10 protein-coding genes are annotated in these 11,664 nt (G+C 63.9%); 7 read left to right on the forward strand and 3 right to left on the reverse strand.

Features of this window, described 5'->3' with window-relative positions:
- Positions 1 to 11: 11 nt before the first annotated feature.
- The 7 genes from P3T16_RS19655 to P3T16_RS19685 all read left to right on the forward strand — a co-directional run bounded on the left by P3T16_RS19655 (position 12) and on the right by P3T16_RS19685 (position 8,369).
- Complete coding sequence (locus P3T16_RS19655) at positions 12 to 953, forward strand: acetaldehyde dehydrogenase (acetylating) (protein WP_429343509.1); 942 nt, start codon at positions 12 to 14, stop codon at positions 951 to 953.
- A 13-nt stretch (positions 954 to 966) separates the two neighbouring features.
- Positions 967 to 1,983 carry a 4-hydroxy-2-oxovalerate aldolase gene (dmpG, locus tag P3T16_RS19660; protein WP_429343510.1) on the forward strand — a complete coding sequence of 339 codons (1,017 nt, stop codon included), beginning with the start codon at positions 967 to 969 and terminating at the stop codon, positions 1,981 to 1,983.
- Positions 1,984 to 2,080: 97 nt separating this feature from the next.
- Entirely contained in the window at positions 2,081 to 3,325 is a 1,245-nt protein-coding gene (mhpT, locus tag P3T16_RS19665; protein WP_429343511.1) for a 3-(3-hydroxy-phenyl)propionate transporter MhpT, read from the forward strand.
- Positions 3,326 to 3,409: 84 nt separating this feature from the next.
- Positions 3,410 to 4,279: an alpha/beta fold hydrolase gene (locus P3T16_RS19670; RefSeq protein ID WP_429343512.1), complete on the forward strand. Its 870-nt coding sequence runs from the start codon at positions 3,410 to 3,412 to the stop codon at positions 4,277 to 4,279.
- 536 nt (positions 4,280 to 4,815) lie between these two features.
- Positions 4,816 to 6,210 carry a spinster family MFS transporter gene (locus tag P3T16_RS19675; protein ID WP_429343513.1) on the forward strand — a complete coding sequence of 465 codons (1,395 nt, stop codon included), beginning with the start codon at positions 4,816 to 4,818 and terminating at the stop codon, positions 6,208 to 6,210.
- A 68-nt stretch (positions 6,211 to 6,278) separates the two neighbouring features.
- Positions 6,279 to 7,421, forward strand: a complete 1,143-nt coding sequence (locus P3T16_RS19680; RefSeq protein ID WP_429343514.1) for a porin — start codon at positions 6,279 to 6,281, stop codon at positions 7,419 to 7,421.
- A gap of 207 nt (positions 7,422 to 7,628) precedes the next feature.
- Entirely contained in the window at positions 7,629 to 8,369 is a 741-nt protein-coding gene (locus tag P3T16_RS19685) for a GntR family transcriptional regulator (RefSeq protein ID WP_429343515.1), read from the forward strand.
- 101 nt (positions 8,370 to 8,470) lie between these two features.
- On the opposite strand, the gene P3T16_RS19690 is transcribed toward P3T16_RS19685, so the two are convergent.
- Genes P3T16_RS19690 through P3T16_RS19700 form a run of 3 tightly spaced genes read right to left on the reverse strand, consistent with a single transcriptional unit; the run spans position 8,471 to position 11,653 of the window.
- A complete protein-coding gene (locus tag P3T16_RS19690) occupies positions 8,471 to 9,805 on the reverse strand; it encodes a 3-hydroxyacyl-CoA dehydrogenase NAD-binding domain-containing protein (protein WP_429343516.1) in 1,335 nt (444 codons plus the stop codon).
- Positions 9,806 to 9,818: 13 nt separating this feature from the next.
- Positions 9,819 to 10,622 (reverse strand): crotonase/enoyl-CoA hydratase family protein, encoded by an 804-nt coding sequence (locus tag P3T16_RS19695; RefSeq protein ID WP_429343517.1) that lies wholly within the window; start codon positions 10,620 to 10,622, stop codon positions 9,819 to 9,821.
- A 44-nt stretch (positions 10,623 to 10,666) separates the two neighbouring features.
- Positions 10,667 to 11,653 carry a PDR/VanB family oxidoreductase gene (locus P3T16_RS19700; RefSeq protein WP_429343518.1) on the reverse strand — a complete coding sequence of 329 codons (987 nt, stop codon included), beginning with the start codon at positions 11,651 to 11,653 and terminating at the stop codon, positions 10,667 to 10,669.
- Between the last annotated feature and the right edge of the window lie 11 nt (positions 11,654 to 11,664).

Below are 11,664 nucleotides of genomic sequence, written 5' to 3' on the forward strand. Positions count from 1 at the left end.
TGAGGACTGACATGGCAAGCGAAAAACTCAAGGCCGCGATCATCGGCTCCGGCAACATCGGCACCGATCTGATGATCAAGATCATGCGGCACAGCGAGCATCTGGAAATGGCGGCGATGGTCGGCATCGATGCGGCATCCGACGGTCTGGCGCGCGCCGCGCGGCTCGGCGTCGCGATCACGCACGAAGGCGTGGAGGGACTGACGCGTCTGCCGGTGTTCAACGACATCGACTTCGTGTTCGACGCCACTTCGGCCGGCGCGCACGTGAAGAACGACGCGTTCCTGCGCGCGCTGAAACCGAGCATCCGCCTGATCGACCTGACGCCCGCGGCGATCGGTCCGTACTGCGTGCCGGTTGTCAATCTCGACACGCACCTCGACAGCCTCAACGTCAACATGGTGACGTGCGGCGGCCAGGCCACTATTCCTATGGTCGCAGCGGTGTCTCGCGTCGCGAAGGTGCATTACGCGGAAATCGTCGCGGCGATCAGCAGCAAGTCGGCTGGCCCCGGCACGCGCGCAAACATTGACGAGTTCACCGAAACCACGTCGAAGGCGATTGAAGTCGTCGGCGGTGCCGCGAAGGGCAAGGCGATCATCGTGCTCAATCCGGCCGAGCCGCCGGTGATGATGCGCGACACGGTCTACGTGCTGTCCGAACTCGTCGATCAGGCGCGCGTGGAAGCATCGATCGAAGCGATGGCCGCCGCCGTGCATGCATACGTGCCGGGCTATCGTTTGAAGCAGAAGGTGCAGTTCGATGTCATCTCCGCCGATGCACCGCTGAATATTCCGGGCATTGGCCGCTTTAGCGGCCTGAAAACCTCGGTATTCATCGAGGTCGAAGGCGCCGCGCATTATCTGCCGGCGTACGCGGGCAATCTCGACATCATGACCTCGGCCGCGCTCGCGACCGCGGAGCGCATGGCGCAATCCCTCGTGCAGGCCTAAGGAGACTCTTCGCATGGACAAGAAACTCTATATCTCCGACGTGACGCTGCGCGACGGCAGCCACGCGATCCGTCATCAGTACTCGATCGACAACGTGCAGCAGATCGCGCGCGCACTCGACAAGGCGAAGGTGGACAGCATCGAGGTCGCGCATGGCGACGGGCTGCAAGGCTCGAGTTTCAACTACGGCTTTGGTGCGCATAGCGATCTCGAATGGATCGCAGCGGTCGCGGACGTGGTCGAGCACGCGCAGATCGCCACGCTGCTGTTGCCCGGCATCGGCACCATTCACGATCTGAAGGCCGCGTACCAGGCGGGCGCACGCATCGTGCGGGTCGCCACGCATTGCACCGAGGCGGACATCTCGAAGCAGCACATCGAATACGCACGCGAACTCGGCATGGACACGGTCGGCTTCCTGATGATGAGCCACATGACTACGCCGGGGAACCTCGCAGTCGAAGCGAAAAAGATGGAGAGCTATGGCGCGACGTGCATCTACGTGGTCGACTCGGGCGGCGCGATGAACATGAACGACGTGCGCGCGCGCTTTCGCGCGTTGAAAACGGTGCTGAAACCCGAGACGAAAACCGGCATGCACGCGCATCACAACCTGAGCCTCGGCGTCGCGAACTCGCTCGTCGCAGTGGAGGAGGGCTGCGATCGTGTCGATGCGAGCCTCGCCGGAATGGGCGCGGGCGCGGGCAACGCGCCGCTGGAAGTATTCATCGCTGCGGCCGAGCGCGCCGGCTGGCATCACGGCACCGATCTCTACACGTTGATGGACGCCGCCGACGACATCGTGCGCCCCTTGCAGGACCGTCCGGTACGCGTGGATCGCGAAACATTGGCACTTGGCTATGCGGGTGTGTATTCAAGCTTCTTGCGTCATTCGGAAGTGGCCGCGAAGAAGTACGGCCTGAAAGCCGTCGACATTCTGGTCGAGCTTGGCAAGCGGCGCATGGTCGGCGGCCAGGAAGACATGATCGTCGATGTGGCGCTCGATCTGAAACGCGCGGCCAGCGTCTAGCGATTTTTAGAAACCTGCCGGCGGCCCGTGCCGCCGTTGACACCACCCAGCGTTATCGCCGCCAAGAGCGATGCTGAAAAGATATTGGAGACCTTTTATGCATCGATCAACCAACACCCGCATCAGCGGCGCCGTCACGATCGGCCTATGCCTGATTGTCGCCTTACTCGAAGGGCTGGATCTGCAATCGACCGGCGTCGCCGCACCGCGTATGGCGCGCGAATTTCAACTCGCTGTCGCGCAGATGGGCTGGGCTTTCAGCATCGGCGCACTCGGCCTGTTGCCCGGTGCGGCGATCGGCGGACGGCTCGCCGACAAGCTCGGCCGCAAGCACGTGCTGATGCTGTCGGTGGCGCTGTTCGGCATCTTTTCGATTGCCACCACGCAGGTGTGGGACCTGAACAGTCTGCTGGCCGCGCGTTTTTTGACGGGGCTCGGTCTGGGCGCGGCAATGCCGAACCTGATCGCGCTGTGCTCGGAAGCCGCGTCGCCGGATCAACGCAACACGGCGGTGGGCGCGATGTATTGCGGCATGCCGTTCGGTGCGGCGCTCGCGGCAGCGATCGGCATCGTGAGTCCGGGTGATGCGAGCTGGCGGCATATCTTTTATGTCGGTGGCGTTGGACCGCTGCTGGTGTTGCCGTTGCTGGCGATCTTCATGCGTGAGTCGGCGCACTTCATTGCCGCGCGCTCGGCAGTGGGCGGCTCGCGTGGTTTGGGCGAAGCGCAGTCCGGCATCGCGCTGGCATTGTGGAAGGAAGGGCGGGCCGGGACGACCGTCGCGTTGTGGATCAGCTATCTGGGCACGCTGATCGTGCTGTACTTCCTGATCAACTGGCTGCCGTCGCTGGTGCTTAGCCGTGGACTCTCACGCGTGCAATCGAGCGTCGTGCAGATGATGTTCAACATCGGCGGTGGCATCGGCGCGATCGTGATCGCAAGCCTGATGGACCGGATCGGCCGGCGTCGCACGGTGACCGGCATGTATCTGGGCATCGCGGCGGCATTGGCGGCGCTCGTCGCGGCGAACGGCGGCGCGTCGATGGCGTGCGGCGGCTTGCTCGCGGGGCTGTTTCTGGTCGGTGGACAGTCGGTGTTGTATGCGCTCGCAAGCAGCATCTATCCAACCCACGTGCGTGGCACCGGCGTGGGCGCCGCGGTGGCGGTGGGGCGCATGGGCTCGATTCTCGGACCGTTGATCGCCGGGCAGTTGCTGGCGATCGGGCAGAGCGCATCCGTGCTGCTGAGCGCGAGCATTCCGTTGATCGCCATTGCGGCGATCGCGGCGTGGCTCGTCGTCGGCAAGTCGGCGTCTGCCTATGCGCCGGCTACTGCGCAATAGCGCTGGTACGCCGCCGAATGCTAATCGCGCGCGACAGAGCGGCGTGCGCGGTCAATCAACTCTCGTCAGATAAAGGAAAGCAACATGACCTCAAATGTATCGGCCATCACCGAAGCGTCGACCAGCAAATTCGTGCGTATCAAGGAAGGTGATCGCGAAGTGCAGTTGCACTACAACGACGCAGGACATGGCGGAGAAACCGTGGTGATGCTGCACGGCTCGGGCCCCGGCGCGAGCGGCTGGGCGAACTTCAACCGCAATGTCGAGCCGCTCGTCGCAGCGGGGTATCGGGTCATCCTGATGGACTGCCTGGGCTGGAGCAAAAGCGATCCGGTCGTATGTGACGGCTCGCGCTCCGAACTCAACGCGCGATCGCTCAAGGGACTGCTCGACGCGCTCGACATTGAACGAGTGCACATCATTGGTAATTCGATGGGCGGTCATAGCGCCGTGGCGTTCGCGCTCGCCAATCCGCAGCGGGTCGGCAAACTGATCCTGATGGGCGGCGGCACCGGCGGCCCCAGTCAGTTCGTGCCGATGCCGACGGAAGGCATCAAGCTGCTGCAAGGCCTGTATCGCGAACCGACGATTGAAAACCTCAAGCGGATGATGAACGTCTTCGTTTTCGACACCAGCGCGCTGACCGACGATCTGATGCAGGCGCGGCTCGACAATATGCTGGCACGTCGTGATCATCTGGAGAATTTCGTGAAGAGTCTCGCGGCCAATCCGAAGCAGTTCAACGATTACGGCCCGCGGCTTGGCGAGATCGCGGCGCCGACGCTGGTGATCTGGGGACGCGACGATCGCTTCGTGCCGATGGATGTGGGTTTGCGTCTGGTTGCCGGCATGCAGAATGCCGAGATGCATATTTTCGGCCGCTGCGGGCATTGGGCGCAGTGGGAACATGCGGAGAAATTCAATCGCATGGTGATGGACTTTCTGGGGCTTTGAGGCGCGACTTACGTCATCCGTAGATCCTTCGCTCAACGAGGACACCTGCAGTCAGCCGAAAGCTATCGCCTGACGCACTACGCTGCACGAAGCCTTCCTCCGTCGACGTTTCCGCTCACAGTCGTGGCCGACGGTCATGCGTGCGAGCGCACCTGACCGATCTTGTCGAGCCCTGCTTCACGGCCTTTCTGTTCGGCGAGCGCTGCACGGCGCCGCCCGAGTTTAGCGGCTCGCCGAAACCTCACGCGGCTGGGGGCTGCTCGCGATGCAATTGAACGCGGAACATGGACGCGGCCGGTGCCGCATTGCAGATGATTGACGACGCGCGCGAAGGGATGACGGAGCGGCGCGTGCGCCGGTTTCTTGCGCGATTCGTCTGCACGATCCCAGTAGGTGAAAACGATGACGTGATTGCTGCACGTTATTCTTGCGCGCCTCAAAATTATGCTAGAAAATCCATTAAAAATCCCACAGACCGTTTTGTGGCATACAAAATTGGCGTGGCGACATTCACAATCCGTATCGGAGACAACGAAATGAAGGAACTGACAGCCCGGAACGTCGGAGCTGGAACTGGCGCCAGCTGGTATCGGAGCTGGTTCCTGCTGCTTCTGGTGCTCATCTATGCATCGAGCTTCGTCGACCGCATCATCATCGCGGTGGTCGGGCAGGCGGTGAAGCTCGAGATGAACCTGAGCGACCTGCAGCTCGGTCTGCTTGGCGGGCTCGCGTTTTCGATTTTCTACTCCCTGCTTGGGCTTCCGATCGCGCGGCTCGCCGATCGCTTCAACCGCGTCACGCTGATAGCGCTGTCGATTGCGGCGTGGTCGGTGATGACCGCGCTGTGCGGCACAGCCGGTGCGTACTGGCAGTTGCTTGCCTATCGTCTCGGCGTTGGCATTGGCGAGGCGGGCAGCACGCCGACCGCGCACTCGCTGATTGCCGACCAGTTCGGCCCGCGCCGCCGCGCGAGCGCGCTCGCGATCTACGCGCTCGGGCCTCCCCTCGGCGTGCTCGCCGGCGCGCTCGGCGGCGGCTGGATGGTACAGCACATGGGCTGGCGGCCGGTGTTCTATGTGGTCGGCCTGCCGGGGCTGGTGTTCGGCCTGATCGCCTGGATCACGCTGCGGGAGCCGAAGCGCGGCGCGGCCGAAGAAAGTGGCGCGCTCACGAGCGCGCTGGTGCCCTCACTGCGCGAAGTGCTCACGGTGCTGATGAAAAGCCGGGCATTCGTGCAGATGCTGCTCGGCACCGCGATCGGCGCGTTCGCGCAGTTCGGCATCAACCTGTTCATCCCGGTCTACCTGACGCGCGTCTACGGGATGGGCTATGCCCAGGCCGGTCTTGTCTTTGGCCTCGTGATTGGTGTCGGTGGCATCGTCGGCAATATGCTCGGCGGCCTGTCAGCCGACTGGGCGAGCGCTAAAGACCGCCGCTGGTATGCGTGGATACCCGCGCTCGGCACGGCGATCGGCTTCCCGCTGATCGTGACCGCATTCATGGTGAACCAGTGGCCGGTTGCCGTGGGGCTGCTCTTCGCCGCCACGATCGCGCTCAACACGTGGAACGGTCCCACCTTTGCAATCGTGCACGGCATCGTCGAGCCGCGCATGCGCGCCACGGCCACGGCTTTCGTGTTCCTGCTCATGAATCTCGTCGGCCAGGGGCTCGGCCCGGCGGCGATCGGCTTCCTGAGCGATCGCTTCACCGACCACCTGTTCACGCTGGGCAAGTTCCATCTGGTTTGCGCGGCGACCGGTGCGCATGGCGCGCATGGTCCGACAGTGGCCCCGCCGGGCCAGTTCGCGGCTGCCTGCCATGACGCGTCGGCCTATGGCATCCGCTACGCAATGCTCGCCGTGAGCGTGGTGCTGATCTGGTCGTCGGTGCACTACTTCCTCGCGTCGCGTCACATGCGTCGCGGCAATTGACGCAAACAGTTTTGAGCAAACGGGAACGCAGCGGGTGGGAATACCTGCAATACATCAAGGAGACGGTAGTGAAAAAGAAGCTGATTATCGGTGCGGTGGCCGCGGCATTAGCGGGCACGGCGCAGGCGCAAAGCAGTGTGACCCTGTACGGGATCATCGACGACGGCATCACGTACGTAAGCAACGCGGGCGGACATTCGCTCTGGAAGCTCGATGACGGCATCAACCAGGCATCGCGCTGGGGCTTGCGCGGCGCCGAGGACCTGGGCGGCGGCCTGAAGGCGGTCTTCACGCTCGAAAACGGCTTCTCGCTCAATACCGGCACGGCAAGCCACGGCGGCGCGCTATTCGGGCGGCGTGCGTACGTCGGCCTGTCGAGTACGACCTTCGGTACGCTGCTCGCCGGGTACGACTACGATTTCATCTACGACTACGTCTCGTACTACACGAATGTCGCGCGGTTTGCGCCTTCGTACGCGTTCCACGGCGCCTATGACATCGATCGTCTCGCGGGCGAGCCGGTCAGCAACATGGTGCGCTATGAAACGCCGAACTGGCACGGCTTCGGCGCGGGCGTGATGTACGGCTTCAGCAACGTCCCGAACGGTTTCGGAGGCACGCCCACGGGTAATCCCCGCGTAATCAGTGCTGGCATCAAATACAGCCCGACAGGCACGTTCGACGCGCCGTACTCGATGGCAGCCGTGATCACCAAGACCGACGGCGGGAACGCCGCGCGCGGTGTCGGCACGATGGCCCAGGTCGCACTGAACGCGAAGTCGATCTATACGGTCGCGGTTGGCGGCCAGGCGAAGGTGACTGACGCGATCTCGCTCAATGGCCTATACACCTACACGAATGCGTCGCAGAGCCCGCGCGGTGTGGTCACCGTGGGCGCCTACGAGCTCGGTGCAAGTTACCGGTTCTCGCCGTTCCTGACCTTGGGTGGAGGTTTCACCTACGTCGACCAGCACAAGCTCGGCAAGTACGACCTCTACAGCCTGGGCCTCGACTACCACTTGTCCAAGCGGACCGATGTGTACCTGTTCGGGACCATGCAGCATGCATTCGCGGGCCAGAAGTATGCGGACAACTTTCTCGTCTCTACGCCTTACTCGGTGCCGGGGGCGGGCGGTTCGCTGTATGGCAACCTCGCGTCCACCAGCTCGAACCAGCTAGCCGTGCAAGCCGGTATTCGCCACCTTTTCTGACGGATGTCCTCGGCGGCGCACAGCGGGAGGCCTCTGCTGTGCCGCCGGCTCCCAGCGGCATCGCGCGTCAGCGCGGCGCCGTTTTTCTCTAGTGCGGTGGACCTGACTAGGCGTGTGGTATACCTGCGAGGTATCATATCGAACTCACGCGATGATGCCGTTCTCCGGTCGCATCGCGGCCCTCGACAACCCATTGCATCCCATCCAATGAGTCAGCCCCCAAAACCGAGCCGCTCGACCGAAGTCAAGGCGATCCTGGAAGCGGAAATCGAGCGAGGCGAGCTCGTACCCGGCGCGGCGCTCGACGAGCGCGCGCTTGCCGCTCGCTTCAACGTGTCACGCACCCCGATCCGCGAGGCACTGCAGCAGCTCGCTGCCCAGCAGTACGTGCAGATCGTGCCGCGCCAGGGCGTGTTCGTCACCAAGATGACGGTGCCTCAATTGCGCGACATGCTTGAACTGCTCAGCGAGCTTGAGGTCGTTTCGGCGCGGCTTGCTGCGCGTCGCATGAACGATGCGCAGCGCGCCGAACTGCAACGCACAATCGACGAAGGTGTCGATGCGCTGAATCAGGGCGACGCGCGCCGTTTCGCGCGCATCAACGTGGATTTTCATGAAGTGATCTGCGCGGCCTGTCATAACGACTATCTTGCCGACCAGATCCGCTCGATTCGCCGTCTGATTTCACGTTACCGCCCCAAGCCGTTCCTTGCGCCGAGCCGGCGCGAGAAGGTGATCGCCGATCACCAGGCGCTCGCGCAGGCGCTGCTTTTGGGCGACGAGATCGCCGCCGGCGATATCATGGCGCAGCATTCGCCAGGTGGCGAGGCAGGTTTCTCCGAGTTTCTTGCGACTTTGCCGGCGGAGTTTTTCAACGATACGCCGGTCGTGCTGTCGCGCGACGCGTCCGCTGCCGAGCTGGCGGATAACACGCAGGGCACCGATTAACCGGACGGATTGCGGGCAATCAATCGGGAATGGGCCGCGGCATTGCGGTGGCCCATCTGCGTTTCGGGCCTGCACCGTCGGTTGCAGGCGCCTGGTCGAGCCTAGAGATCGGCGAAACGCCCGTTCGTGGCGGCAAGCTTTTCCAGCAGCGGTGCCGGCTTCCACCAGTATCCGTACTCCTCGTAAAAGCGCTGCACGTCGCGGTAGACGTTTGCGACACCGATCTGGTCCGCGTAGTACATCGGGCCGCCGCGATGCGCCGGGAAGCCATAGCCTGTCACGTAGACGACGTCGATGTCGCTCGCGCGCAGTGCAATTCCCGCTTCGAGCAGCTTCGCGCCTTCGTTGATCATTCCGTACACGCAACGCTTGATGATTTCTTCGGCCGTAATGGGGCGACGGGTGAGGCCGAGGCGGCCCGATTCCTCGACGATGAACTGCTCCAGTTCGGGATCGCGCTGCGGTTCGCGGCTGCCTGGCTCGTAGCGGTACCAGCCCTTGCCGCTCTTCTGGCCGAGACGGCTCATCTCGACGAGCTTCATGATCAGGTCGCTCCAGCGGCGGTCGGTGGGGCGCGTCGCCATCTGCGCCTTGCGCGTCTGGTAGCCGACGTCGTTGCCCGCCATGTCGTGCACCGCGAAGATGCCCATCGCGTAGCCAAAGTCCCTGAGCGCCGAGTCCACCTCATGCGGTAGCGCGCCGTCTTCCACGAGGAAGTGCGCCTCGCGGTTGTAGCTGCGAAATAGCGCGTTGCCGATGAAGCCTGGATAGATGCGTGCGAGGACCGACACCTTCCCCATGCTGCGGCCAAGATCCATCAGCGTGACGATGACATCGTCGGCAGTCTGCGCTGCGCGTACCACTTCGAGCAGGCGCATCACGTGCGCGGGGCTGAAGAAGTGCGCGCCGACTACGTCGGCGGGGCGCTTCGTGACAGCTGCGATCTCGTCGATGTCGAGGCCCGAGGTGTTGGTGGCGAGGACAGCGCCCGGCTTCGCATACTGGTCGAGTTCGCGGAAAATTCCCTGCTTGAGCGCGAGGTCCTCGAACACCGCCTCGATCACGATATCGGCGTTCTTCACGTCGGCAATCGAGAGCGAGCCCGTGATGCGCGCGAGCCGCTCGTCAGGCACGGCAGGGTCGAGCCTGCCGCGCCTGACGCTGTTTTCATAGTTGTCGCGGATGCGGGCGAGACCCCGCGTCAGGCCGCCTTCATCCGCATCGATCAGGGTGACGGGGATGCCGGCAGCGGCGAGCGCCATTGCGATGCCGCCGCCCATCGTGCCGGCGCCGATCACGGCCGACTGCCCGATCGGGCGCGGCTGGGCGTCGCCGACGGGAATCTGGGCGGCGGTCTTTTCCGCTGCCTTCACGTGTGCGAGCGCCTGCTCGCGCGCGGCCGCTTCCTGCGGGTTCAGTTCGTTTGTTGCATTCATGGTTCGTTGCACCTCAAGCTGGGCTCTTAGGCTGGTCCGGACGGTCGAGCGGCTTCGCCTTGCCGTCCACGAATTCCTGCAGGCGTTTCGCGGTCTCAGGCGAGCGTGCCATGTTCGAGCTCATGTACTCGAGAAACAGACCATCCTCGTGCGAGAGATCGTTCACGCGCGGCAGCAGATTGGTGATGCGCCAGTTCGTGTCGGGCGCGTTCTGCGCGATTTTCGCCGCGAGCTCTTTCGCCTTGGCGAGCGCCTCGCCAGCCGGAGTCAGATAGGTAATCACGTGCTCACGCAGACCTTCCTCGGCTGAGAGCAGGCGGCCCGTCAGCATGAGATCGGCCATCACGCTGTAGCCGATCACGCGCTGGATTCGTACGGTGCCGCCACCGCCCACGAAAATACCGCGCTGGCCTTCGGGCAGGCCGAAAAACGCCGTCGCGTCGCCGACGCGTACGTGCGCGGCGGTCGCGAGTTCCAGTCCGCCGCCGACCACCGCGCCGTGCAGTGCCGCGACAAACGGGATCGGACCGCGTGCGATGATATCGAACACTTCATGCCAGGAGTGGCGGCGACGCTTGCGCGGCGGCGCGCTCTGGGCGGTGGCGCGCGAAAGCGCCTCGCGCAGGTCGAGACCCGCGCTGAAATTGCCTCCGTGCCCGAATAGCACACCGACATCGGCTTCGTCGCCAGCGCGCATGACAGCGTCGCGCAGTTGCACGATCACGTCCTCGTTGATTGCGTTGCGCTTGTCGGCCCGGTTCAGCCCGATCAGCGCGACCGCGCCGTCGAGTTCGTAAGTAACGAGGGTTTGGCTCATTGTGGGTTCCGTTTGTTGAATGTGTAGGTCGCCGCGGCAGCGCGTTACAGGTCGAGCACGAGGCGGCCGCTCGTGCAGCGCGACACACAGACCTGCATGACCTTGCCGCTGGTCTTGTCCGCATCGGACAGGTAAGTGTCGCGGTGATTGATCTCGCCACCGCAGACGCGGGTCGAGCACAATCCGCAGTAGCCGGCGCGGCAGTCATACATGACGTCGACGCCGTTTTCGATAAGGGTGTCGAGCAACGACCGGTCGGCTGGTACGGTGAGCCGTGTGCCCGACTGTTTGAGTTCGACCTCGAAGGCGACGTCGCCTTCCTGAGATGCGGTCTCGGTGAACAGCTCGTAGTGCAGGTCGCACTCGTGCCAGCCGCGCTTGCGCGCGACGGCGAGCACCGCGTTGACCATGCCCGCCGGGCCGCACACATAGATCGGCTGGTTCACCTGCGCGTTTTCAAGCAGCGCGTCGACCGACAGGCGCGCGTTTGGGTCGTCGTCGCTCCACAGCACAAGGCGTTTGCCTGCAAGCGCCCGCAGTTCGTCGACGAACGGCAGTGAGTCACGCGTGCGTCCGCTGAAATGCAATTCGAAGTCGCGTTGCTGCGCGGCAAGCTCGGCGGCCATCGAGGCGATCGGCGTAATGCCGATGCCGCCTGCAATGAGCAGCACAGGCGCTGGTGCGGCGAGCGGGAAGTGGTTGGCCGGGGCGCGCGCGTTGAGTGTCTGCCCGACTTCGAGTGCGTGCATGTGACGCGAGCCGCCGCGGCCCTCGTCCTCCCGCCGGATGCCGAGCCGGTACGCCGGTACGCCGGCGCGCGGATCGACAGACGGGTCCAGGTTGATCAGCGAATAGGAGCGCCATTGCGGCGCGCCAACTCCCGAAAACGGAATTTCGACCTGGATGTGTGCGCCCGGCTCGTAACCGGGCAGCAGCACACCGTCCGCCGCGTCTAGCGTGAACGACCTGATCAGCGGGGTGAGCGTGTCGACCGCGGCGACGCGCAGTGTAAGCAGCGAGGGGGCAAGCATCGAAGTCATTC

Source organism: Paraburkholderia sp. GAS42, from assembly GCF_050436565.1.
Classification (GTDB): Bacteria; Pseudomonadota; Gammaproteobacteria; order Burkholderiales; family Burkholderiaceae; genus Paraburkholderia.

Excerpts from the sequence above, each read along its gene's own strand:
- P3T16_RS19655 (WP_429343509.1), top strand. The coding sequence starts at position 12 with ATGGCAAGCGAAAAACTCAAGGCCGCGATCATCGGCTCCGGCAACATC.
- dmpG (WP_429343510.1), top strand. The coding sequence starts at position 967 with ATGGACAAGAAACTCTATATCTCCGACGTGACGCTGCGCGACGGCAGC.
- mhpT (WP_429343511.1), top strand. The coding sequence starts at position 2,081 with ATGCATCGATCAACCAACACCCGCATCAGCGGCGCCGTCACGATCGGC.
- P3T16_RS19670 (WP_429343512.1), top strand. The coding sequence starts at position 3,410 with ATGACCTCAAATGTATCGGCCATCACCGAAGCGTCGACCAGCAAATTC.
- P3T16_RS19675 (WP_429343513.1), top strand. The coding sequence starts at position 4,816 with ATGAAGGAACTGACAGCCCGGAACGTCGGAGCTGGAACTGGCGCCAGC.
- P3T16_RS19685 (WP_429343515.1), top strand. The coding sequence starts at position 7,629 with ATGAGTCAGCCCCCAAAACCGAGCCGCTCGACCGAAGTCAAGGCGATC.
- P3T16_RS19690 (WP_429343516.1), bottom strand. The coding sequence starts at position 9,805 with ATGAATGCAACAAACGAACTGAACCCGCAGGAAGCGGCCGCGCGCGAG.
- P3T16_RS19695 (WP_429343517.1), bottom strand. The coding sequence starts at position 10,622 with ATGAGCCAAACCCTCGTTACTTACGAACTCGACGGCGCGGTCGCGCTG.
- P3T16_RS19700 (WP_429343518.1), bottom strand. The coding sequence starts at position 11,653 with ATGCTTGCCCCCTCGCTGCTTACACTGCGCGTCGCCGCGGTCGACACG.